Annotated in this window: 22 protein-coding genes; 4 read left to right on the top strand and 18 right to left on the bottom strand. The window is 39.5% G+C overall.

Annotated features, from left to right (window positions below):
* Positions 1–203 precede the first annotated feature (203 nt).
* The 4 genes from HMPREF2728_RS04325 to HMPREF2728_RS04310 all read left to right on the top strand — a co-directional run bounded on the left by HMPREF2728_RS04325 (position 204) and on the right by HMPREF2728_RS04310 (position 4,942).
* Entirely contained in the window at positions 204–1,520 is a 1,317-nt protein-coding gene (locus HMPREF2728_RS04325) for an FAD-containing oxidoreductase (RefSeq protein ID WP_075227153.1), read from the top strand.
* A gap of 98 nt (positions 1,521–1,618) precedes the next feature.
* The gene (gene murT / locus HMPREF2728_RS04320; RefSeq protein ID WP_075227152.1) at positions 1,619–2,962 is read left to right on the top strand and encodes a lipid II isoglutaminyl synthase subunit MurT; all 1,344 of its coding nucleotides are present in this window, start codon (positions 1,619–1,621) and stop codon (positions 2,960–2,962) included.
* Positions 2,962–3,744 carry a lipid II isoglutaminyl synthase subunit GatD gene (gene gatD, locus HMPREF2728_RS04315; RefSeq protein ID WP_075227151.1) on the top strand — a complete coding sequence of 261 codons (783 nt, stop codon included), beginning with the start codon at positions 2,962–2,964 and terminating at the stop codon, positions 3,742–3,744. Before murT ends, gatD begins: the two co-directional genes overlap by 1 nt.
* 115 nt (positions 3,745–3,859) lie before the next feature.
* Positions 3,860–4,942: a M24 family metallopeptidase gene (locus HMPREF2728_RS04310; RefSeq protein ID WP_075227150.1), complete on the top strand. Its 1,083-nt coding sequence runs from the start codon at positions 3,860–3,862 to the stop codon at positions 4,940–4,942.
* Positions 4,943–4,986: 44 nt separating this feature from the next.
* Here HMPREF2728_RS04310 and HMPREF2728_RS04305 read toward each other — a convergent pair whose 3' ends face one another.
* From HMPREF2728_RS04305 to HMPREF2728_RS04220, 18 genes are all read right to left on the bottom strand, one after another.
* Positions 4,987–5,529: a GNAT family N-acetyltransferase gene (locus HMPREF2728_RS04305; protein WP_075227149.1), complete on the bottom strand. Its 543-nt coding sequence runs from the start codon at positions 5,527–5,529 to the stop codon at positions 4,987–4,989.
* Positions 5,530–5,687: 158 nt separating this feature from the next.
* On the bottom strand, positions 5,688–6,512 hold the full coding sequence (gene nadE, locus HMPREF2728_RS04300) for an ammonia-dependent NAD(+) synthetase (RefSeq protein ID WP_075227148.1): 825 nt from the start codon (positions 6,510–6,512) through the stop codon (positions 5,688–5,690).
* Complete coding sequence (locus tag HMPREF2728_RS04295) at positions 6,509–7,969, bottom strand: nicotinate phosphoribosyltransferase (protein ID WP_049528590.1); 1,461 nt, start codon at positions 7,967–7,969, stop codon at positions 6,509–6,511. Before HMPREF2728_RS04295 ends, nadE begins: the two co-directional genes overlap by 4 nt.
* Positions 7,970–8,079: 110 nt before the next feature.
* On the bottom strand, positions 8,080–8,565 hold the full coding sequence (locus tag HMPREF2728_RS04290) for a DUF6773 family protein (protein WP_075227147.1): 486 nt from the start codon (positions 8,563–8,565) through the stop codon (positions 8,080–8,082).
* Complete coding sequence (locus HMPREF2728_RS04285; RefSeq protein WP_001107501.1) at positions 8,555–8,764, bottom strand: helix-turn-helix transcriptional regulator; 210 nt, start codon at positions 8,762–8,764, stop codon at positions 8,555–8,557. Before HMPREF2728_RS04285 ends, HMPREF2728_RS04290 begins: the two co-directional genes overlap by 11 nt.
* Positions 8,765–8,913: 149 nt before the next feature.
* On the bottom strand, positions 8,914–9,510 hold the full coding sequence (locus tag HMPREF2728_RS04280) for an HAD family hydrolase (protein ID WP_075227146.1): 597 nt from the start codon (positions 9,508–9,510) through the stop codon (positions 8,914–8,916).
* A gap of 36 nt (positions 9,511–9,546) precedes the next feature.
* Positions 9,547–9,972, bottom strand: a complete 426-nt coding sequence (locus tag HMPREF2728_RS04275; RefSeq protein WP_075227145.1) for a GNAT family N-acetyltransferase — start codon at positions 9,970–9,972, stop codon at positions 9,547–9,549.
* Positions 9,973–10,071: 99 nt separating this feature from the next.
* Positions 10,072–11,445 carry an amino acid permease gene (locus HMPREF2728_RS04270; protein ID WP_075227144.1) on the bottom strand — a complete coding sequence of 458 codons (1,374 nt, stop codon included), beginning with the start codon at positions 11,443–11,445 and terminating at the stop codon, positions 10,072–10,074.
* Positions 11,446–11,527: 82 nt separating this feature from the next.
* Entirely contained in the window at positions 11,528–12,010 is a 483-nt protein-coding gene (gene greA, locus HMPREF2728_RS04265; RefSeq protein WP_000818756.1) for a transcription elongation factor GreA, read from the bottom strand.
* A gap of 354 nt (positions 12,011–12,364) precedes the next feature.
* Entirely contained in the window at positions 12,365–14,107 is a 1,743-nt protein-coding gene (gene mltG / locus HMPREF2728_RS04260; RefSeq protein WP_075227143.1) for an endolytic transglycosylase MltG, read from the bottom strand.
* An 81-nt stretch (positions 14,108–14,188) separates the two neighbouring features.
* Entirely contained in the window at positions 14,189–14,683 is a 495-nt protein-coding gene (locus HMPREF2728_RS04255; protein WP_060956006.1) for a GNAT family N-acetyltransferase, read from the bottom strand.
* On the bottom strand, positions 14,680–15,195 hold the full coding sequence (locus HMPREF2728_RS04250; RefSeq protein WP_060956007.1) for a GNAT family N-acetyltransferase: 516 nt from the start codon (positions 15,193–15,195) through the stop codon (positions 14,680–14,682). The genes HMPREF2728_RS04255 and HMPREF2728_RS04250 overlap by 4 nt, the downstream gene beginning before the upstream one ends.
* 8 nt (positions 15,196–15,203) lie before the next feature.
* Positions 15,204–16,538, bottom strand: coding sequence for a UDP-N-acetylmuramate--L-alanine ligase (murC, locus tag HMPREF2728_RS04245; protein ID WP_060956008.1), 1,335 nt, complete (start codon positions 16,536–16,538; stop codon positions 15,204–15,206).
* Between the two features lie 11 nt (positions 16,539–16,549).
* Positions 16,550–17,146, bottom strand: a complete 597-nt coding sequence (locus HMPREF2728_RS04240; RefSeq protein ID WP_060956009.1) for a divisome accessory protein ZapJ — start codon at positions 17,144–17,146, stop codon at positions 16,550–16,552.
* 58 nt (positions 17,147–17,204) lie between these two features.
* Positions 17,205–20,291 (bottom strand): pilus expression-regulating Snf2 family helicase, encoded by a 3,087-nt coding sequence (locus tag HMPREF2728_RS04235; RefSeq protein ID WP_075227142.1) that lies wholly within the window; start codon positions 20,289–20,291, stop codon positions 17,205–17,207.
* A 91-nt stretch (positions 20,292–20,382) separates the two neighbouring features.
* Positions 20,383–21,549, bottom strand: a complete 1,167-nt coding sequence (locus HMPREF2728_RS04230) for a MalY/PatB family protein (protein WP_075227141.1) — start codon at positions 21,547–21,549, stop codon at positions 20,383–20,385.
* Between the two features lie 4 nt (positions 21,550–21,553).
* Complete coding sequence (locus tag HMPREF2728_RS04225) at positions 21,554–22,648, bottom strand: cystathionine gamma-synthase (protein ID WP_075227140.1); 1,095 nt, start codon at positions 22,646–22,648, stop codon at positions 21,554–21,556.
* Between the two features lie 143 nt (positions 22,649–22,791).
* Positions 22,792–24,750 (bottom strand): peptide ABC transporter substrate-binding protein, encoded by a 1,959-nt coding sequence (locus tag HMPREF2728_RS04220; protein WP_075227139.1) that lies wholly within the window; start codon positions 24,748–24,750, stop codon positions 22,792–22,794.
* Positions 24,751–24,930: the final 180 nt, after the last annotated feature.

Here is a 24,930-nt window from a genome sequence, read left to right as displayed (position 1 = left end):
GGTTAAAAGATAGTCAGACCATCTGATTAAATCATGTAAACGATTTTTTAGCTTAAGTATTCGTAATATCTTCAATTTGATTAATCAATAACATTCATAAATGACTTGCTCTCAAGGCGGAAGTCTCTTTAATTTTCCGTAGCAGATTTGTGCAAAAGTCTTTTTCTTGTGCTAGAATGAAAATCGAACAGGAGGATTTAAAAATGTTAACATACGATTTAATTGTCATTGGATTTGGTAAGGCAGGTAAAACTCTGGCTTCTAAGCTGGCTTCTGCTGGAAAAAAAGTTGCTCTTATCGAGCGCAACAAGGCTATGTACGGTGGAACTTGTATCAACATTGGTTGTATTCCAACTAAAACCTTGTTAGTTGCTGCAGAAAAGGACTTGTCATTTACCGAAGTCATGGCAACAAAAAATACGATTACCAGTCGCCTCAATGCTAAAAACTATGCTACAATCGCTGGTACTGGAGTTGATATCATTGATGCCGAAGCCCACTTTGTTTCAAACAAGGTCATCGAAATTCAAGCAGGTGACGAAAAACAAGAACTAACTGCTGAAACAATCGTCATCAACACTGGTGCTGTTTCAAACGTATTGCCAATTCCAGGTCTTGCGACTAGCAAGAATGTCTTTGACTCAACAGGCATCCAAAACTTGGAACAATTGCCTGAAAAACTTGGAATTCTTGGTGGTGGTAATATCGGTCTTGAATTTGCTGGTCTTTACAATAAACTTGGAAGCAAGGTCACAGTCTTAGATGCAATGGACACTTTCTTACCTCGTGCAGAACCTTCCATCGCAGCTCTTGCTAAACAATACATGGAAGAAGACGGCATTGAACTCCTTCAAAATATCCATACTACTGAAATCAAAAACGACGGCGACCAAGTCCTTGTCGTAACTGAAAACGAAACCTACCGTTTCGATGCCCTTCTCTACGCAACTGGACGTAAACCAAACGTAGAGCCACTTCAACTGGAAAATACAGATATTGAACTTACTGAACGTGGGGCTATTAAAGTAGACAAACATTGTCAAACAAACGTTCCTGGTGTCTTTGCAGTTGGAGATGTCAACGGTGGCCTTCAATTTACTTACATTTCACTTGATGACTTCCGTGTTGTCTACAGCTACCTTGCTGGTGATGGCAGCTACACACTTGAAGATCGCCTCAATGTGCCAAACACTATGTTTATCACACCTGCCCTTTCACAAGTTGGTTTGACTGAAAGCCAAGCAGCTGATTTGAAACTTCCATATGCTGTTAAGGAAATTCCTGTCGCTGCTATGCCTCGTGGTCACGTAAACGGAGACCTTCGTGGAGCCTTCAAAGCTGTTGTCAACACTGAAACTAAAGAAATTTTAGGTGCAACTATCTTTTCAGAAGGGTCACAAGAAATCATCAACATCATTACTGTTGCTATGGACAACAAAATCCCATACACTTACTTCACAAAACAAATCTTCACTCACCCAACCTTGGCTGAGAACTTGAATGACTTGTTTGCGATTTAAGTTGAAATTTCATCGCATCGAACAGCCCACCTTGGGCTGTTTTTCTTTTTCTAAAATCTCAAATCTGTCTTTTTCAGCATTTATGATATAATAGAAACATGAAATTAAAAACTACTTTGGGCCTTCTTACTGGGCGTTCTTCTCATTTTATTTTGAGTCGTCTTGGACGTGGAAGTACGCTCCCTGGAAAACTTGCCCTTCAATTTGATAAAGATATTTTACAACATTTAGCGAAGAACTACGAGATTGTTGTGGTAACTGGTACCAATGGAAAAACCTTGACAACCGCTCTCACTGTCGGTATCCTAAAGGAAATTTATGGTCAAGTTTTAACTAATCCTAGTGGTGCCAACATGATAACAGGAATCACGACTACTTTCTTGACTGCAAAATCTTCAAAAACTGGAAAAAATATAGCAGTTCTTGAAATCGACGAAGCTAGTCTCTCACATATCTGTGACTATATCCAGCCTAGTCTTTTCGTTATCACTAATATCTTCCGTGATCAGATGGACCGATACGGTGAGATCTATACGACCTACAACATGATTTTGGACGCTATTCGGAAAGTTCCTACTGCTACTGTTCTGCTGAATGGTGACAGTCCTCTTTTCTACCAACCTACAATTCCAAATCCTGTTCAGTATTTTGGTTTTGATTTGGAAAAAGGTCCAGCAAAGCTTGCTCACTACAATACTGAAGGTATCCTCTGCCCTGAATGTCAAAGTATTTTGAAATATGAGCTAAATACATATGCCAACTTGGGAGCTTATATCTGTGATAATTGTGGATGCAAGCGTCCTGAGCTGGATTATCGTCTGACTAAATTGGTTGAGTTAACCAACAATCGCTCTCGCTTTGTCATCGACGGTCAAGAATACGGTATTCAAATCGGTGGTCTCTACAACATCTACAATGCTCTGGCTGCGGTTGCTATTGCTCGCTTCCTCGGAGCTGAGCCACAACTTATCAAGCAAGGTTTTGACAAGAGCCGTGCTGTCTTTGGACGCCAAGAAACCTTTCAGATTGGTGACAAGGAATGCACACTAGTTCTTATTAAAAATCCTGTTGGTGCTACCCAGGCCATCGAAATGATCAAACTAGCTCCTTACCCATTTAGTCTATCTGTTCTCCTCAATGCCAACTATGCGGACGGGATTGATACCAGCTGGATTTGGGATGCTGACTTTGAGCAAATTACTGATATGGACATTCCTGAAATCAATGCGGGTGGCGTTCGTCATTCTGAAATTGCTCGTCGTCTACGTGTTACTGGCTATCCAGCTGAAAAGATCACTGAAACAAGTAGCCTGGAACAAGTTCTCAAGACGATCGAAGCCCAAGACTGCAAGCATGCCTATATTCTTGCGACTTATACGGCTATGCTAGAATTCCGAGAATTACTAGCCAATCGTCAACTTGTTAGAAAGGAGATGAACTAATGGTTTATACTTCACTTTCCTCAAAAGACGGCATTTATCCTTACCAACTAAATATCGCCCACCTCTATGGGAATCTCATGAACACCTACGGAGATAATGGAAACATCCTCATGCTCAAGTACGTCGCTGAAAAGCTGGGTGCACATGTAACAGTTGATATCGTTTCGCTTCATGATAATTTCGATGAACATCACTACGATATTGCCTTTTTCGGCGGCGGCCAAGACTTTGAACAGAGCATCATTGCTGGTGATTTGCCTGCTAAAAAAGAAAGTATCGACAACTTTATCCAAAATGATGGTGTCGTCCTTGCTATCTGTGGTGGCTTCCAGCTATTAGGCCAATACTATATTGAAGCTTCCGGAAGACGCATCGAAGGTCTAGGTGTCATGGGACATTACACACTCAACCAAACCAATAACCGATTCATTGGTGACATTAAAATTCATAATGAAGAGTTTGATGAAACCTACTATGGCTTTGAAAACCACCAAGGCCGCACCTTCCTCTCAGATGACCAAAAACCATTGGGGCAGGTCGTATACGGAAACGGAAATAATGAAGAGAAAATCGGTGAAGGCGTTCACTATAAAAATGTTTTTGGTTCTTATTTCCACGGGCCTATCTTATCTCGTAACGCCAACCTAGCCTATCGCTTGGTCACTACTGCTCTTAAGAAAAAATATGGTCAGGACATTGTTCTACCAACTTACGAGGATATCCTTAGCCAAGAAGTTGCTGAAGAATACAGCGATGTAAAAAGCAAGGCAGACTTCAATTAATATTTAAATTCCAACATGCTATTAGCTGTTGGAATTTTTTTAGGCTCTTTTCCCCTTCTCCCTTGCATTTTCTACTAATTTTTGCAAAAATAGAGGGATAGAAAGAAGGTAGCATATGTCTAAATTACAACAAATCTTAACTTATCTTGAATCAGAAAAGCTAGACGTCGCTGTCGTATCTGACCCCGTCACTATCAATTACCTCACTGGTTTTTACAGTGATCCACACGAACGCCAAATGTTCCTCTTTGTCCTTGCAGACCAGGAACCACTTCTCTTTGTTCCAGCCCTTGAGGTTGAGCGTGCAACTAGCTCTGTTTCATTCCCAGTAGTTGGTTATGTGGACTCTGAAAATCCTTGGAAGAAAATCCAAAACGCCTTGCCACAGCTTGATTTCAAACGTGTAGCAGTTGAGTTTGACAATCTCATCTTGACCAAATATCACGGTTTGAAAACTGTCTTTGAAAGTGCTGAGTTTGAAAACTTAACTCCATTGATCCAACGCATGCGCTTAATCAAATCTGCAGACGAAGTGCAAAAGATGATGGTAGCGGGTATTTACGCCGACAAGTCTGTTAAAGTTGGTTTTGATAATATCTCTCTTGATAATACGGAAACTGATATCATTGCTCAGATTGACTTTGCCATGAAACGTGAAGGCTATGAAATGAGCTTTGATACCATGGTCTTGACTGGTGATAATGCTGCGAATCCACACGGAATCCCTGGAGCTAACAAGGTTGAAAACAATGCCCTTCTCCTCTTTGACCTCGGTGTGATGGTGAATGGTTATGCATCAGATATGACTCGTACAGTCGCTGTTGGTAAACCTGACCAATTCAAGAAAGATATCTACAACTTGACCCTCGAAGCCCAACAAGCTGCCCTTGACTTTATCAAACCTGGTGTAACAGCTCATGAGGTTGACCGTGCGGCTCGTGAAGTGATCGAAAAAGCTGGCTACGGTGAGTACTTCAACCACCGTCTCGGTCATGGTATTGGTATGGACGTCCACGAATTCCCATCCATCATGGAAGGAAACGATATGGTTATCGAAGAAGGCATGTGCTTCTCAGTTGAGCCTGGTATCTACATCCCTGGTAAAGTTGGTGTCCGCATCGAAGATTGTGGTGTTGTTACCAAAGAGGGTTTCGACCTCTTTACAAGTACCAGCAAAGATTTGCTTTATTTTGATTAAAAAGTATATTACAAAAATAAGATGGAAAAGCTTAACTTTCCATCTTATTTTTTGATTTGATAATAAATTTTATCAGCCTTATAGCCTTTTCGTTCAACTGCATTTGGAATCGTCTTCCAAAAAGTCATACCCGCCTTTTCCATCACACGACCAGATGCTGGGTTTAGACTTACATAGCAAGCATCAACCTCTTCAAATTCAATCTCATCTAGACAGTATGATAAAACTGCTTTCAAGGCTTCTGTCATGAGTCCTCGTCCCCAGTAGTCCATTCCTAAGATATATCCGATCTCACAGCTAAAGTTTTCTTCATCCACACTGACCAGACTAATATCTCCAATGACATAGTCTGGATTTTCTTTGAGACTAATGGCCCATTTGTAGTAATTTGGATCGTCATAGGATTTTACCCAATTGCCAATAGAATTTCGAGTCTGTTCGACATTCAGGTGTGGATTCCAAGTCACATAAGTTAGATTTTCTGAGCGTGAAGCCCAATTATCAAACATGGCTCGAGCATCACCTTCCACAAATCTCCTCAAAATCAATCGTTCAGTTTCTATAGTTTGTGTACCTAGTGCTTTCATAATCGTAACTCGCTTTCTATTTGAATGTTCAAGCTAAAAAGGTCCACTGGACCTTCTTAGCTTTCTCATTTCTAGGTGAGAGGGTAAAAACCTCCTCTGGAGGTTATTCTTGCTTTCTAATTTCTAGGCAAGAAGGTAAAAAGGTTCCCCGGACCTTTTTACTCCCAAAACGTATCAAACACTGTGATTGGTAAATGGCGTTTGTGTTGGCCTTTGTGCCACCATTTTTCAATGATTACTTGGGCTTCTGGGCTGATTGTTTTGCCTTCGAGGTAGTCATCAATCTCTGCGTAGGTTACACCGAGTGCAACTTCATCTGCCAATCCTGGTTTCTCTTCTTCTAGGTCTGCGATTGGTACTTTCTCATAGAGGGCTGGATCAGCTCCAAGTTCCTGCAAGAGTTGTTTTCCTTGACGTTTATTGAGGCGATAGAGAGGAAGAATATCTGCACCGCCGTCACCGAACTTAGTAAAGAAACCTGTGATATTTTCGGCAGCATGGTCAGTACCAATAACTGCTCCACTATGAGCTCCTGCGAGTGCATATTGGGCAATCATCCTGCTTCTAGCCTTGATATTCCCTTTATTAAAGTCTGACATTGGACTACCAGTAGCCTCTACTGCCGCTGCTATTGCATCTACAGATTCCTTGATATTAACGACCAAGCTCACATCTGGTCGGATAAAAGCTAGTGCTTTTTGCGCATCATCCTCGTCAGCTTGCACTCCATACGGCAGGCGAACAGCGATAAATTTATAAGAATCATCTCCAGTTTCTGCTCGCATTTCTTCCATAGCTAGTTGGGCAAGGCGACCAGCTAAAGTCGAGTCTTGACCACCAGAAATGCCCAATACAAAACTTTTAAGGAAGGGATGCTTTTTCAGATATCGCTTTAAAAAATCAACCGAACGACGAATTTCTTCCTGTGGATCAATCACAGGTTTTACTCCTAATTGTTGAATAATACTTTCTTGTAAGGTCATTCTTCTTCTCCTTCACCTAGAGCTTCCTTACGCATCTTATCAATCAAGTCCATCTTATCTTGCCATACATCACGAGCCAAGTCGACAGGATAATGTTGTGGGTTAAGAACACGTTTGTATTCGTCCCAGAGCTTGTCAAATTCCTTACGAGCATAGGCTTGAATTTCAGATAAACTTGGTAAATCATAGACTAGCTTACCTTCCTTGAAAATGTCTACCAAGAGAGGAACAGCATCAAAATTGCGGACAGTTTTCTTGATGTAAGTATAGGTTGGATGGAACATCTTAATCTCCGTCATACTAGTAACATCTACACCATCGTATGTAATGTAGTCACCTTCAGACTTGCCTTTTTCACGGCTGGTGATGCGCCAAACCTGTTTCTTACCTGGTGTTGAAACCTTCTCTGCATTATTTGAAAGTTTGATGGTATTGCGCATCTGACCATTTTCATCTTCAATGGCAACAACCTTATAAACTGCTCCTAGAGCTGGTTGGTCATAGGCTGTAATGAGCTTAGTCCCGACACCCCAGACATCAATCTTAGCTTTTTGCATTTTGAGGTTAAGGATGGTATTTTCATCAAGGTCATTTGATGCATAAATCTTAGCATCAGTAAACCCTGCCTCGTCCAGTTGTTGACGAACTTTTTTAGAAATATAGGCGATATCTCCAGAGTCAATACGAACACCAAGGAAATTAATCTTGTCACCAAGTTCACGCGCAACCTGAATTGCTGCTGGAACACCGATGCGAAGAGTATCGTAGGTATCCACTAGGAAGACACAGTTTTTGTGAGTTGAGGCATAAGCCTTGAAAGCTTGGTAATCATTGCCATAAACTTGAACTAAAGCATGGGCATGAGTCCCTAAAACCGGAATTCCAAAGAGCTTACCAGCACGTACATTACTAGTTCCATTGGCTCCACCAATGACAGCGGCACGAGTTCCCCAGATAGCTGCATCCATCTCTTGCGCACGACGTGTACCAAACTCCATCAAAGGCTCATCTTCAATAACAGAACGAATACGAGCAGCTTTGGTCGCAATCAAGGTTTGAAAGTTGACGATATTTAAAAGTGCTGTTTCAACCAACTGACACTGAGCCAAAGGTCCCTCCACTTGAACAATCGGTTCATTAGCAAATACTAAATCCCCTTCTTGAGCAGAACGTACAGTCAATTCCAACTTGAGATTACGGAGATATTCCAAGAAGGCGCCATGATAACCAAGTGATTCCAAATAAGCTATATCGCTATCTGAGAAACGCAAGTTTTCAAGGTATTTCACAATTCGTTCTAAACCTGCAAATACAGCATAACCATTTTTAAACGGTTGTTGGCGGAAATAAACTTCAAAAACTGCTTTCTTGTTATGAATTCCTTGGTCGAAGTAAACCTGCATCATGTTAATCTGATACAAATCTGTGTGCAATGTTAAACTGTCATCTGGGTACATATACTGTCCTTCTTCCCTATTTGTAAAAAGATGAAAATGTTTCTTCTTTTCTCATAAATTAGTACTATTATAACACATTTTAGGAACATTGAGAAAAGAGGAACAAGCTTTTAGATTTCCTCAAGCTCATCCATATCTTTTTCATACTTCTTCTGAGCCCATTCACCATAACTTTTCAAGCCTAAGTTTCCAATAAAGACCCAAGGAAGATAAAAGATATAAGTAACTACCCATGCATAAATGTACTTAATATGTAGAGGGTTGTGCTGATAAATTTCGATATTAAACTGGTAGTTTTGTAGCATCAAGGTAGCTGTAATCACTAGAGTTAATAACAGGCATCCTAAAATTGTAAAATGAAAGCGACTATAGTAGTTCACACCCAAATCTCGAGCACGGCCGAAAAAGTAAAAAGTTCCAATAATGATAATGATGAGAATCATTCTCGGATTAAAAAGACTTGGTGCTAATACTGCAATCATATAAGATAAAAGCAAGAAAGCTATAGAGATATAGAAACTTTCAGCCCCCGCTTTATTCATCAGTTGTTCTTCTCTTTCGTCTAGTAATTGATAATAATAAAATCTATTTTTCATCTTCTTCCTCCCAAAATAATTGATCTAGAGTTTTCCCTAAGCATCTGCAAATGGATTGGCAAAGTGAAAGCGAAGGATTGTACTTTCCAGCTTCTATCAAGCCGATAGTCTGGCGCGTAACCCCTACAGCTTCTGCCAAGTCACCTTGTGTCATATCAAGCTCTACTCGAGCGAGTTTTAATTTTAAATTCTTAGCCACTTCTTACCTCCTCCTTAATTTTAAAAGTCGCGCTTCTTTTTTCAACTTTATTATATCATATATTTTACATTATGCAATATATATCTTTCTTTTTGTGCGATTTTTTTAACAAAAATTCCCTACCAGCTAAATGATAGAGAGTTTTCCACTTATTCAAATTTTTTCAAAACATCTACGACATCGCTTCTGTGTTTGACTTGATAGGCTTTGATACCTAAACTTTCAGCCATATTAGTATTATCTTTAACATCATCCAGAAAAATACAATTTGCTGGATCCAACTGATATTTACGGAGAATTTCTTCAAACATCTTTGGATCTGGTTTGATGGCCTTGATATCGCAAGAAAGAACGAATCCATCTAAGATTTCATTTAAAGGAGAGAGTTGTTCCTCCAATAATTCATAAAAAACTGGCGATGTATTAGATAGAACAAAAATACGATGACCTTTTTCCTTTAACCCTGTAAGCAGCGGAAAGACTTCCTTGTAAATATCAATGTAAGCAGGCCAATTCCAAATAACTTCTTCTACCTTTTTCTCATAGATATCCCCTAATAAGGAAAGAACTCTATCAACCAGTTCTTCCCGAGTCAAAGTCCCTAAGTCCAATCTTTCCCAGAGCCCCGACTGGAAAATAGCCTTGTCTAAAATTAGATAATCTTTTTCTGTTTTAGCTACAGCTTTCAAAATCTTATCCTTGTTCCATTCCAATAAAACATTACCCATATCTAGTATGATATCCATTAAGCCAACTCCATTATGATGTGTCGATTTCTTCGATCATTCATTTTCTGTTTTCAAATCCTTTTGATAATAGCGCCTTTGTCCAGTGTAGGGATAATCTTTTAAGGTAAAGACTTCCTTGTAGCCCTGCTTTTGATAAAAGGCTGGCGCTTGAAATTGATAAGTATTCACAAAAGCAAAGCGACAGTTTCTCTTTTTAGCTTCACTCTCTGCTTGCTGCAATAGTTGGGAGCCGATTCCTTGTCCTCGCAAATCCTCTTTCACAAATAAATACTCAATTTCTAACCAATTCCCAAAGGTCTCTGCTACTAAACCAGCCATGAGTTGACCGCTATCATCTTCGACATAAAGGTTAAGTGGCTCACTTTCAGCTGCTTCTCTCTTAGAACGATTATAGGAGCGAATCAAATTCCCTATTTCCTGTGATTTCTGAGACTCTGTATTATCCAATCTAATGTGCATCAAAACCTCCTCAAAGACACTCACGCCTTGATTATATTCCTATTTTGAAGAACTGTCAAACTAAAAAAACTCACCAACCTAAGTTGATGAGAGTAAAACTTATTTTCTAAATTTCCATTGGCTATAAATACCAAATGCGACAATCCAGATAGCTGAACCTCTAGCTCCCATTACAGTTGATTCTTGTAAGAAGAGTGTTCCAAATACAAAGATAAAGAAGAGCATGGTCAGAGGATTTAGCAAGCGGTATTGAGGCATGAGATAGCCATTTGCCATAAAGTCTTTAGACTTGCGATACTTGAGATGGGCTACCATAATCAAGATGTAGATAGCGATATAAACACCTGATGAAGAAGCTGTAATCAAAGCAAAGGCATCTGATACGCCAGGAAGTACATTGATGAAGGCTGCAAAACCAATCAATACGGCAGAAGCAATGATTGCATTCTGAGGAACGTTGTGGCGTGAGAGTGTGTCTGCCTTAATAGCTTTCAAGAAACGATTTGGTGAATCATGGGCAATTTGGTACAAGTGACGACCTGTTGAGTAAAGGGTTGAATTCAAGGCTGACGCTGCTGAAGTCAAGACAACAAAGTTAATCAAGGCCGCCGCCCACTTAAGACCAACAAGTTCAAACACTGTCACAAATGGTGAATCTGTCGCAGAAAGCTCACGCCAAGGAATAATAGACATGATGGCTAAGAGTGCTCCACCGTAGAAAAAGATAATTCGCAAAGGAATTTCCTTAACAGCCTTAGGCAATACTTTTCGAGGATCCTTGGTTTCAGATGTTGTAACACCGATAAACTCAATCATCAAGTAAGCAAAGAAAACCATTTGAAAGGCCATGACAAAGTTCATACCTCCATTTGGGAAAAGGGAGAAATGATCACTGATATTGGCAAGGCTTGCTGAACCATAAGGCGTTTCAAAGCCAGTCAAAACTAGAAAAACACCTGTTGCAATCATGGCAAGAATGGCCACAATTTTAATCATAGCAAACCAAAATTCCACCTCACCAAAGATTTTAACAGCAATCAAGTTCACCAAGCCGAGTATTGTCAGAAATACAACCTGAATCAACCAAGAGGGCCAAGATGGAAACCAAAACTGAACATAGTGAGCAATAGCTGTGATCTCAGCCATTCCAATAAAGACTACTGAGAGCCAGTAAGACCAGACTGAGAAGTAACCCCATCCCTGACCAAGATAACGCGTAATAAAGTTGATAAAGGTGTGTTGTTCCGGATCTTGGTACAACATTTCCCCGATAGCGCGCATCATAAGATACATGAAGCCACCCGTAATCATATAGACCAAGACGATTGACGGACCTGTCAAACTAATTGAACGGCCAGCACCTAGAAACAGTCCTGTTCCAATTGTTCCTGCAATGGCCATAACCTGAACATGACGATTGGTTAACCCACGTTCCATTTTATTTTTCTTTTTGTGCTTATTTTCTGAATTCATATAGTCTCCTCTAGTTTTTAGAATTAAGAAAAGGAGTGATGGGAAGCGCTTTCCCTGTATCTACTCCTTCTTTTCATTCCTATTAAACTGTTTTTTCTACTTTTAAGATTTTAACATCATAGCTTCCTACAGGTGTTTCAATCGTAGCAGTATCACCTGTTTTCTTACCAATCAAGGCTTGCCCAATTGGGCTTTCATTTGATACTTTACCTGCAAAGGCATCTGCACCCGCTGATCCCACGATGATATATACTTCTTCGTCGTCTTCACCAATTTCTTGGATAGTGACTGTTTTCCCGATAGCAACTTCATCTTGAGCAACCGCATCGCTATTGACAATTTCAGCATAACGAATTTTTGTTTCCAAGCTAGAGATTTGTCCTTCAACGAAGGCTTGCTCGTCCTTAGCTGCTTCATACTCACTATTTTCTGACAAGTCACCGTATGAACGCGCAATCTTGATGCGTTCTACAACTTCTGGACGACGAACTAGTTTCAACTCTTCTAATTCTTTTTCGAGTTTTTCCTTTTCTTCAAGGGTCATTGGATATGTTTTTTCTGCCATTTTTCTCAACTTTCTTTTGAATAAATTTAAATTTCTTTAGATAGTAAAGCAAAATTATGTGGTAAACCACATAATTTTACAATGAAGACAAAGTCTTTTTAGAACTTTCCTTAAATGATTATAGTCAGTATCGACCTTTTAAAATCTGTGCCTAAACCTAATGATTCTATCACTTCTAGACTCAGGCTCAAATAAGAGGTAAGTTTTTACTTTCGCAATTTCCGAACGCCTAAAACTTATAGATTTCAGGCGTTTCTGACCATAGCGGAAAGACTGGTAGGACTTGCTATTCCCGTAAAAATAAGAGATTCTTTTCTACATTCACGGCTTTAATAGCAAATCTTGTTCTAAGAGTTAGTTTGAACTACTTGATTGTGTCAATTTACTGTTAACATGCTCTGCAACGTTTCGATCATGTTCCTCTCGTGTCGTTGCAAAGTAAACCTTACCATCTTGTACATTGGCTACAAAGTAGAGATAGTCGCTCTTAGTTTGATTGATACTTGCTTCAATTGCATCCAGACTTGGACTGTCTACTGGACCAGGCATTAAGCCAAGGTTTGTATAAACATTATAAGGTGAATTGATTGTTGTATCAATTGATGCATCATCTGCCAAGCTAATATTTTGTCCTAATTTACCTTCTGCATAGAGAATAGCAATATTACTTTGGAGCGGCATGCCAAGGTTCAAACGATTATAGAAAACTCCAGCGATCAGTTTGCGATCGTCAGTTTTCAAACCTTCTTTTTCCACAAGTGATGCAATGGTGAGGAGTTCATTCACTGTCAAGTTCTTTTCTTTGATTGCAGTATAATGTGCTGACAAGTTTTTGTCCATAGCTGCCACCATTTCATCAATCAAGCTTTCAATAGTTGTGCTTTCTTTGATAGCATAAGTTGCTGGGAATAGGTATCCTTCTAGACGATAACGAACACCACTTTCTTTAGTTGGTAGACTTTCGAGAAGGGTTGGGTACTTAGCAACTAATTGAGAGATGAAGGTTTCATCTTGAACTTTTGCCAGGAAGGCATCCGCAGTCAAGGGTTCTTTAAACTCTCCTTGAAGCTGACCAACCGTTTGTGCAATTTGATCAAGGGTATAACCTTCAGGGATTGTAAGATTTGCAAGTGCAACTTCTTGAGGTTGAGGCGTTCCACCCTTTTGCAATTCTTTGATGATATCATCTGTACTCATGCTCTTTTGCAAATTGTAGTAACCAGATTTTAAATCAGAATAGTCTTTATACTTAGCATAAAGGCTAAAGATAAACCCGTGTTTTACCAATCCAGAGTTCTCTAATGTATCACCAATTTGCTGAAGATTAGCTCCTTCTGGAATCTGAACTGTGACATACTGTTTTGAATTTGCATCAACTGGTTGGAGTGCAGATTCGACATAACGGTAACCAAAGAAACCACCCACACCTAGTAAAACCAATAAAACAAATACTGTTACGAAAAATCCTTTCAAGCGTGATTTTTTCTTTTTCTTGATTGGCTTCACTGACTCTTTACGACTTCTTCTAGGAAGTTCAGTTCCAGTTTCAACTGGAGCAACTGGTTCTTGACTTGGAGTTTCTTTTGCAAGAACTGTTGGTTTCTGTTGAGGTTTAATATTCTTTCTAGCAGGACTTGGTTTGGCCTGATTCGTACGATAAGAAACTGGAATCCTTGTCGAAACAGCATTGAAATCTTTCTCTTCTTCTACTGGTTGAGTAGGTTCAAGAGGCTTAACGGGTTCAGCAGGTTCCGTTGATGATAAAGGTTCTGTTGATGGTAGAGGATCTGGAGCTACAGCTGGTTCTGAAGCTACAGAAGTTTCAACTGAATCATCTTGTAAAACTGGACGTGGTGGAACTGCTGGAGCATTAGCAAGCAATTCATCCACTAGTGAAACAGAATTGGCCATCAAGTCTTCTACAGAAGGTTCTTCCACTGGTTTTTCCGCTTCTGAACTATTACTTAAATTTGAAAACAAATCATCGTTGCTACTTTTAGTATTCGCGATGCCATCTTCTCTTTTTAATCTTTCTAAATCTCTTAAAATTTGTTCTTTAAAACTTAACTTTTCTTCTTCTCGAGAATTTTCGCTCAAAGGTGTTACCTCCTTGTTGATAATCCATAATATTATATCTTAAAAACTAAAGAAAAGCAACCATAGATGCCTTTCTGATGCCTAATTCGTGTTTTCCCAGATCATATCATACCATTCTTCCCCAGCAAAAGTCGACTTAGATTTTCCTTCATTCACAAAACCATGTTTCTCATAATAACCAATGAGATAGTCATGACAGGTCAGATTGATTCCCTCACGCTCATGCTCAAGAGCGATCTCTTTTAAGGCGGTCAATAATTTTCGTCCGATACCTAAAGCTTGAGCTTTCTTAGCAATGGATAGACAAGTCACAGAGATATAGCCACCTTTTTGATGGCTATAATCTTTAATGTCTTCTGTAAAGGACTGGTCTTGTAAATGTCTATGAGGGACTACTGGTCCCTCAATATAGCCTAGTATTTCCCCCTCTTTTTCAGCCACTAAAAAACTAGTCTTAATTTCCTTCAGATGAGCTTCAAAAACAGGGCGAGGAATGGCTTCTTCAATTGAAAAGTTCTCTAGTTCAATTTCAAAGATACGATCTAAATCTGTCAATCTCGCTGGTCTAATAATCATATTTCCTCCTGAAAATAGGGATTCTGCCAACGCATGAGAAAGGCAACTTCACTGCCCCTTTCTCCATCTACGATCCCCTGTTCTACAAATCCATTCATTTCAAAGTAGGCCAGCAACTCATCCTCACAAAGCAGATAAATACCTGGTCTATCTTGCTGACGAGTAACTTCCTTCAAAGCTGCTAGCAACAAGGTTCCAAACCCTTGCCTCTGATAATTCGGATGAACAGATAAAGCATCAATAACGAGATTTCTATTACTAATAGCTTCTCCATCTGCCATCTCTACTATCCATCTACTTACTGAGGATGTAGCAAAATCTGTCGCTAAAATATAAGCAATCACCTGATCATCCAGGCTAGCTAAGAGAAACGTACCCGCATGGTTGCGGATACGTTCTTCTATTATTTCTTTATTCATTATTTCTAGGGAGCTTGAAATACTTTCTTGTATCAAGCAAATCTGATCAATATCTGATTGCTGAGCTTCCCTGATTTTAATTGGAAATTCCATGATCTTCCTTACTGAACATTGCTTGTCAAATTAGACAAGAGACGTTCGAATGAATATTCATACGTTTGGATGTCGCCAGCTCCCATGAAGACATAGACAGCATTGTCATGGTCTAGGAGTGGAGAAACATTTTCAACTGTGATAACTTGATGTTTCTTGTTGATTTTATTGGCAAGGTCTTCTACTTTGACATCACCATGGTCCACCTCACGAGCAGATCCATAGATTTGTGCTAGATAAACTGCATCAGCCTGATTCAAGGCTTGGGCAAAATCGTCCAACAAGGCGATTGTACGAGTAAAAGTATGCGGTTGGAAGATAGCCACGATTTCCTTGCTTGGATATTTCTGACGTGCAGCATCAAGAGTCGCTACGATTTCAGTTGGGTGATGCGCAAAGTCATCGATGATAACCGTGTTATTGACAATCTTTTCTGTAAAGCGACGTTTCACTCCTCCAAAAGTCTTCAAGTGTTCACGCACCAAATTCAAATCAAAGCCAGCAGTATAAAGCAAACCAATTACTGCAGTGGCATTCATGATATTGTGACGGCCGAAAGTTGGAATGTGGAATTGGCCCAACTCTTGACCACGGAAGTGAATGGTGAAGGTTGAACCTGTACTAGAACGAAGTAAATCGCTGGCTACAAAGTCATTGTTGTCTGCTTCAAAACCGTAATAATAGATTGGGGCATTTGCTGTAATCTTACGCAACTCAGCATCTTCACCATAGACAAACAAACCTTTGGTAATTTGTTTAGCATAATCATTGAAGGCGTTGAAGACATCTTCCAAGCTTGTGAAATAGTCAGGATGGTCAAAGTCAATGTTCGTAATAATAGAATATTCTGGGTGATACGGCATGAAATGGCGCTCATACTCGTCTGATTCAAAGACAAAATACTTGGCATTTTCAGAACCACGACCTGTACCATCTCCGATCAAGTAGCTTGTATCAGTGATGTGTGACAAGACGTGAGAAAGCATCCCTGTCGTTGACGTCTTACCGTGTGCACCTGCAACTCCCATACTGATAAAGTCACGCATAAAGCTACCAAGAAACTCATGGTAACGTTTGTAGCTGATACCATTTTGGTCTGCATAAGCAATTTCAACATTGTTATCTGGACGGAAGGCATTACCAGCGATAATTTCTAAATCACCTTGAAGATTTTTTTCATCAAAAGGTAAAATTGTAATTCCTGCTTGCTCTAGTCCACGTTGTGTAAAGTAGTACTTTTCAACATCAGAACCTTGCACCTTGTGCCCCATTTGATGCAACATCAAAGCCAAGGCACTCATACCTGATCCTTTGATTCCGATAAAATGATAGGTTTTTGCCATTTTCTTCCCCTCTATTCGCTCATTCTAGTCAAGTTAAGCTCTTGGGCCACTTGACGTTCTTGTTCTTTTTGTTTACTTTTTTTGTTATAAATTTGACTTTTCTTTAAAAAGTCATAATTGTTTTTCTTGGAACGACTTGTTTCACCGTCTGAAATTGGATGTTCCACTTGAGAAACTGTTTCTGCCAAAATATAGTGAGATTGACCTAACTTCTGACTATATTTCGCAAATTCTCCTGGATTTTCTTTTTGAAAAGGTGCTGTCGGTTGATTTGCTGAACGCACCTGGCTTGTTTTCGTTTGACGTCTCGTATGACTCACATCCTGAGTCAAATATCGAGCCGAGCGCTTCTTTTTCAAATCCGCACGAGCTTCTTCACGCGCTAATTCAGCATAGGATTTTTCTTTTTTCTCAATCGGTTTTACAAGAGGCTTGGCTTTCTCTTGCTTTTTTTCTTCAGTGATTGGAGACCATTCTAAGTAGTTTTTATCTTGATAATCACCTTTGATATTACTGATGAAATCAGACTCATCGTAGAGATTCATAACTGGCATTTCTGTCAACATGACTTCATCATCTGCCACTATTGGAAATCGTTTTTGTGTCATATTTATTTCCTTTCAATACTCCATTATAGCGTAATGTCTTGATTTTTCAAGTATAGGCTCATGAAATCCCTAAAATTTCTCGTATTTCAGCTAGACTCAGACTTCCTCGAGACTCTGTTCCATCCAAGATTTCAGAAACAAGATTTTTCTTTTTCTCTTGTAATTCTTGAATCTTTTCTTCAATTGTACCTCGAGTCACAAGGCGATAAACTTCAACAGCCTGCTCTTGTCCCATACGATGAGCTCGACCGATAGCCTGAGATTCAACTGCAGGATTCCACCATAAGTCTACTAGAATGACCGTATCCGCACCAGTGAGATTTAGTCCAACCCCACCAGCTTTTAGAGAAATCAAGAATACATCGCGCTCTCCTTGGTTAAAAGCCTTAGTCATTTCCTGACGTTCTTGAGAAGGAGTTGAGCCCGTAATTTTAAAGGAAGTCAAGCCTAAGTCAGGTAGCTCTTGCTCAATCCGATCCAACATACCTCTAAATTGTGAGAAGATAAGTACACGGTGTCTACCTTCAGCAATCTGAACCAGCAAATCTCGTAAACTATCCAGCTTCCCGCTCTCTCCTTGGTAGTCATCCATAAAGAGCGCAGGTGTATCACAAATCTGACGCAGACGCATGAGACCAGTCAAAATTTCGACGCGATTTCGTTGAAATTCCGAATCGCTTACCTGTCCCAGACGCTCCTGCATCTGTTGCAGTTGAGCAAGATAGATAGCTTTTTGTTGATCCTCCAGTTCATTCTTATAGACGACTTCAATCAAGTCAGGCAACTCTGTCAAAACCTCTTCTTTCTTGCGTCTCATGACAAAGGGTTTGATAAATTGAGCCACTCTCTCAGTTGATAGTTTCATAAACTCCTTCTTAGCAGGTAAGAGGCCTGGTAAGACAATCTGAAAAATCGACCATAGTTCTCCCAGATGGTTTTCAATCGGTGTTCCTGATAGTGCAAAGACAGATGGAACCACAAATCGTCGCAAACTTTGAGCAATCTTCGTTTGTGCATTTTTCATCACTTGAGCTTCATCTAGAAAAAGAAAATCAAAAGATAGGTTTCGATAAATCTCACTGTCCTGACGGAAAGTTGCATAGCTTGTAACATAAATCTGATGATTTTCTGCCAAAATTGACTCTCGATGAGATTTTAAGCCATGCACAACCGCTACATCCAAATCTGGAGCAAACTTTTGAAATTCATCAGCCCAGTTATAGATTAAGCCAGATGGAGCAAGGATCAGGACACTAGTATCTGTTTGAACCTGACTACTTAAAAAGGCGATGGTTTGCAAGGTCTTCCCAAGTCCCATATCGTCTGCTAAAATCCCACCAAATCCATAATGGTGAAGCATCTGAAACCACTGAATTCCCTTTTTCTGATAATCCCTGAGATCTGCTTTGATATTCAGCACTTTCATCGGAAAATCTTCTGGATGCGTCAAATCATGGGCCAAATTGCGAAATTCTTCGGTGAAAGAAATTTGATCCTGGTCCTTAAATAGATGAGATAGGGTATAAGCTAGGGATTTACGAGCTCGAAAAGCTCCATCTTGTAGGTCCTCTATCCCTAATTCTTCTAAATCCTGACGGATACGCTTGGTCTGATCATCAAAATAGTAAACCTGGTTAGAGGACGAAATATAATAATCCTGCTTCTCAACTAGCGCTTTCATCGCTCGATCGATTTCTTCTTGATCTATATCTTGAAAATCAAATTGAATTTCTAATAGGCTTCCCTTGGATGAGATGTGAACTTGAGGCTTCTGAACCTGATAAAGGTCTTGCAAGCTTTCAGAAATCTTTAATTCTCCAAGTGCTGCAAAGGCTGGCAAAACTTCATGGAAGAAGGCATGGACTGCATCAGCTTTCAAACTTTGACGCCATGAACGAAAATCTGCTTCAAATCCAGCTGATAGAGCTAGTTGAAAAATCTCTTTCTCTAGTTGAATATCGCTAGCAAAAGGAAGATTCTCTAGTTCATTACGATTCCTTACTAGGCAAGTTTCATACTGAAACTGCATATCCAAGCGAATAGAGCCATCCTCTTCTCCTTCCATGTAGAAAGAAGGACGGAAAGACTGAATTCGAAGCCCATCAGGAGCCTCTACATTTCCTACGTTTTTGAACTGGGATAAGGTCGAAGCTAGAAGATCTCGATCACTGGTATCAAATTGTAAAATCTTTCTACCACTTTTATCGATAGTTACTTTTTTTAATTTTTCTATAAGTCTAGCTTGTTCTTTAGACAGAAGATAAAATGTACCTTTAGTAAACAAGACTTGCCCCTTATAAAACGAATTAAGCCCTACCTGTTGAACAATTTCCATCTCAAAATAGTTGGACTTTTCTTCAATTTGAAAGGTAAACAAACCTGCTTGACCATCAAAATCTTGAAATACAAGGTGGTGATAATTCGAAATCTGATGGTCAAATTGAAATGCATCTAAGCCCATCAGCAGACTAACACCCTGCTCAAAAAAAGACAGCGGGAAATAGAGATGACGACCTTGATTTTGGAAAAAGAGGGCATTTTCAGACTCATCTTCTACAATTCCTTGAAGGAAATTCAGAACAAATTGGCTACTTTCATCAAACTGACTAAGCTTCAAGGAAGTTTCATATAACTTCCCAATCATATAGGGTTTGCTAGTTTCTAAAACCTTCAGAAAAAGGGGTATATCTCGGATTACATAGAATTTCTGTGTCTGAATAAGACCGACTCTCAAAGTCCAAATAATACGATTAGTCCCTGCTTCAACCTGCCCTTGAGCAGACAACTGATAGATTTCAGAAAGTTTCGGAATTTGAATGGATTCTAAAAACTTTCCTCCAAAAGTAACCTGAGTTTCAACTTCTTCTTTCTTTTCGTGCACATTTTCCAGATTGCCTAAGAGTTCCTGGCCAATCGGATCATTTTTAAGGTAATGTTCTAGTGCTGCCAAATGCACACAAAACCCTCTTTTTTGGAAAAAATCACAAGCACAAAAAACCAAATCATCATCCAGGCTATAGCGAATTTCTTCATCTGCTACACGCGCATAGAGACGATGCTCTTTCTCTTTGATAATTTCAATCTGACTAGTTTCGTAGAGTTGAGCTCCCTCCATCCGAAGTTTCCCTGGAATCAATTTAGCCATAGTTTCCCCTTTTCTTTATCTCCTAATTATACCATATTTCTGCCTATGAAAATAGCCTTCTAGGGTACTTTTCCCCCAGAAGGCTAGCTTGTTAAAGGTTAGCGAAAGTGGTTAGGATTCGTTGACAAACTTCTTCCAAGACAGATGTCGGCATGGCTACATTTAAGCGAGCATGTAGAGCTCCTTCTTCACCAAAGTCTAAGCCTCTATTAAGGATAACCTTGGCTTCGTCTCTTAAGAGGCTTTTTAATTCTTCATCGCTAATATCATAGGCTGAAAAATCAAGCCAAATGAGATAGGTCCCTTGAGGTTTCATGACCTTGATTTTAGTTTCTTTGCCAAATACATCCACTACATAATTGATGTGTTTCTCAATCAGTTCTTTGAGTTCTGTCAACCAATCTTCACCATAGCGAAAGGCAGTTTCTGTTGCTAAATATCCCAAACCTGAGATTTCATGTTGATTATTAGCAAGCTGGCGCTTCTGGAAAGTAAGTCTCAACTTAGGATTTTCGATAATAGCATAAGAATTTTTCGTCCCAGCAATGTTAAAGGTCTTGGTAGCACTGCTTAAAATCAGTGAAAATTCTTTAAAATCTTCATTTACCGTATTGAATGGCTGGTGTTTATTTCCAAACAAGGCTAAATCTTGGTGAATCTCATCAGATACTAGCAAAACTCCATGTTTTTGACACAGTTGTCCAATCTTTTCCAAGACTTCTTTCTCCCAAACACGTCCACCAGGATTATGAGGATTACAAAGAACATAGAGTTTCACATCTTCTTCGACAAAGTCTTTTTCTAGTTGGACAAAGTCAATCTCAAAAAGTCCATCTTTTTCTACTAGAGAGTTGGTGATTAATCGACGATTGTTGAGCTTAATGCTCCGAGCAAAAGGTGGATATACCGGTGTGTTAATGAGCACTGCTTCACCCTCTTTGGTAAAAGCTTGAATGGCTGTTGAAATAGCAGGTACTACTCCCTCGATAAAGACTAGAGCATCCTTATCAAAGCGATAACCATGGTGTTTTTCCTCCCAGTTTTGAACGGCTTCAATCAATCCATCACTAGCATAGGTATAGCCATAGACTAATTGCTCAGCATAGTCATGGACAGTCTGACGAATCTCAGGTAAGACTTCAAAGTCCATATCAGCAATCCAGGCTGGCAATACTTGACGGTCAGTCTCTGCTTCTTTCCATTTGTAGGTATGATGTCCAAAACGATTGGGCAAAGTCGTAAAATCATATTTTCCCATAGTCTTATCCTTCCAAAGCTTGACGCAAATCTTCAATCAAGTCCCTTGCATCCTCAATTCCAATAGACAAGCGCAAGAGGTCATCAGTCAGTCCATAAGAATGACGAACCTCTGCAGGAATGTCTGCATGGGTTTGAGTGGTTGGGTATGTAATTAGACTTTCAACACCACCCAGGCTTTCAGCAAAAGAGAATACTTTTAAGGTATTCAAGATATGAGGGATTCGTTTTTCATCCGCCACTTTAAAGGAAATCATCCCTCCACGACCTGTATACAAGACTTCTTTGACTGCAGGTGATTGTTCCAAAAAGGCTACGATTTCTTGAGCATTAGCTGTTGAGCGCTCCATACGAAGTGACAATGTTTTAAGACCACGAATCAATTGATAACTATCAAATGGTGACAAAACAGCCCCAGTCGTATTGAGATTATAAAAGAGTTTTTCGTATAAATCAGCATTATCTGTCACAACTACACCAGCTAGAACATCATTATGGCCTGCAAGGTATTTTGTCGCTGAATGAAGGACAATATCTGCTCCATCTTCAATTGGACGTTGGTAAATCGGGCTATAGAAGGTATTGTCGACGACAACTGTCGCTCCTTTAGCATGAGCTAATTTTGACAATTTTTCAATATCAAATTCCAACATCAAAGGGTTGGTTGGTGTTTCGATATAAAGTACATCCACATCCTTTTCTAGCTCGGCAATTAGCTCTTCTTCTGTGTTGGCATAGGTAAAGTGGAAACGTCCTTCTTGCTCTACTTGATTGAACCAGCGGAAAGAACCACCATAAAGGTCACGGACAGCCAAAACCTTGCTTCCTACTGGAAAAACGCTAAAGGCTAACACAATCGCAGACATACCTGAACTAGTTGCTAGAGCATAGTGGGCTGATTCAATAGCTGCCAAGACTTCTTCTGCCTTGCTACGAGTTGGGTTTTTGGTGCGGGTATAGTCAAATCCAGTTGATTGACCAAATTCTGGATGCTGATAAGTCGTTGAAAAGTGAATAGGTGTAACCAAAGCACCTGTTGCTTCATCAGACTTAATCCCTGCTTGTGCTAAAATTGTGTTGATGTGAAATGATTTACTCATACAATACCTCCAAATCTATAGTAACTATTGTACCACTTATTTTGGATCCTTCGTTTTCTTGTTTTCAAGAGCTAGTTATAGTTTCGAACTATATAAAAAAACGATAACCTTTTCTAGAGTTATCGTTTTTTTGTTAAAAATCATCATTTAACGTGTTTAGCAAGATCTTCTTGAGCTTTTTTGTTAGATTCTTCTTTTTCTTTTAGCCATTTTTGTCTAGCTTGTTCATACTCAGCTGTTGTGACAATCTTATCTTGCAACTTGAGATATTTGTATGATTCGACACCCTTATTTCCTGCTTGTGAGAATGGCGATGAGAATGGAACTGTCTTTCTCAAGGTCGGTGTTCCACCAAGAGAAACGTTTGGAATTGCAAGGGCGCTATCAACGAGCCAAGCTTGAACTTCAGCATATTTTTCATAACGTTTTGCTGGTTCTTGCTCCTTGTTCGCTTCTTCTAGCATTTGAGTGTAAGTATCGAGTCCAACTGCCTTAGCCTTGTCATTTACCTCACCTGGTTCTAGACCAATGTTTTGCAACATACCCCCATTATTAACATTTAGGATATCAAGATAACTTGATGGATCCAAGTAGTCAGCACTCCAACCACTATTATAAATATCAAAATCCTTTTGAGCTGCGGTTTGAGCTAGGTAGCTAGAGTTATCAAAGTCGTCTGTTGATAATTGTTGAATATCGATAACCACATTCTCAGCCCCTAAGACAGATTCGATGGATTGTTTCAAAGAACTTGCTTCAAGTACACCTTTTTTAGCTGATTGGTCAACTGATACATCCAAGTGAATTGGGAACTGCACACCCTTAGCTTCCAATTCTTTCTTGGCTTCCGCAAATTTAGCCTTAGCTTTATCAGGATTGTAGTATGGGTCTTGTGCATCTGCAAAGTTGATTCCTTGCCATTCTTGGCCATAGTTGACCATCTTTTCTGAAACAACATCTCCAAAGTCTTTCCCGTTGATGGTTACAAATGTAGGGGGTACAACTAGGTTACGAATAATCTTCGTTGCTCCGTCTTCCCCTTGAGATTGAGCTCCATAGGCTGTACGGTTATAAGCATAGTTGAAGGCTTGACGGAAGTTTTTATTCAGAACTGCTTCTTGAGTTGATTTCTTTTCGATATCTGAGGATTTAGACGTGAAGTTATAAGATTTTCTGTCCAAGTTGAAGTTCAAGTAATAAGAAGTTGCGGTTTGCATACTATAGATGATGTTATCCTTGTTCTTCTCTTTAATTCCTTCAAAGCTTGAGCTATTTGGATAGAGACGTGCGTAGCTGTAAACTCCTTCTACAAAGTTACGAGCCAGTGCATCTTGGTCACTACCATCATAATAGGCCAATTTCACATCATCTACAAAGACATTTTTTTCATCCCAGTAGTTCGGATTTTTCTTGAATTCGATGACAGATTTTGAAACAAAGGATTTCATCAAGAAAGGTCCATTGTACAAAATGCTAGAAGGATCCACCTTACCAAAATCATCCCCTTTTGATTTCAGGAAGTCTGCATTGACAGGGAAGAGAATGGTTGATGTTGTTTTAGAATTCCAATAAGATTCTGGTCGTGTCAAAGTGTACTGAACTGTTTGGTCGTCAATCGCCTTAACACCGACAGTTGAAAAGTCAGTTGTTTTACCGTTGATATAGTCATCCAAACCTGCTACAGAATCTTGAACCAGGTACAAAGCTTCGGATTTTTTATCAGCAGCATATTTCAAACCAGTTACAAAATCTTGGGCAGTTACTGGAGCATATTCTTCACCTTCAGAGGTATACCACTTAGCATCTTTACGAAGTTTATAAGTGTATATCAAACCGTCCTGAGAAACACTCCAATCCTCTGCTAAGGATGGAACGTAGTTACCGTATTGGTCATTTTCCATCAACCCATCTACCAAATTGGTAACGATGTCATTGGTTGTTGCACGGTTTTCTGCAAGATAGTTCAAACTAGACGGATCGCTAGAATAGACATAGTTGTATGTTTTAGTTGAACTAGCTGAGTTGCTACAAGCCGCCAATAGTAGACCGGCACTTAGGGCAAGGCCTGCCAGCGTCAGATATTTTGCCTTAGACTTTTTCATTTCCAGAACCTCCAAATTTAAATATTTGTATCATTATACAGCTATTGTTTTTTTTAGTCAAGCAATTTTATCTAATTTTTACCAAATTATAGATTTTTTTCTACTAATTTTATATTTTATCCTATTTTTTAAATAAAAAAATGAACAATTTAAACTTTTTCGGATAGAAAAGTTCAAATT

The organism is Streptococcus sp. HMSC061D10, from assembly GCF_001808865.1.
In the GTDB taxonomy this organism is placed as follows: domain Bacteria; phylum Bacillota; class Bacilli; order Lactobacillales; family Streptococcaceae; genus Streptococcus.
Note: the sequence above shows the minus strand (reverse complement) of the source record. Positions and strands in the feature narration are given on the sequence as shown.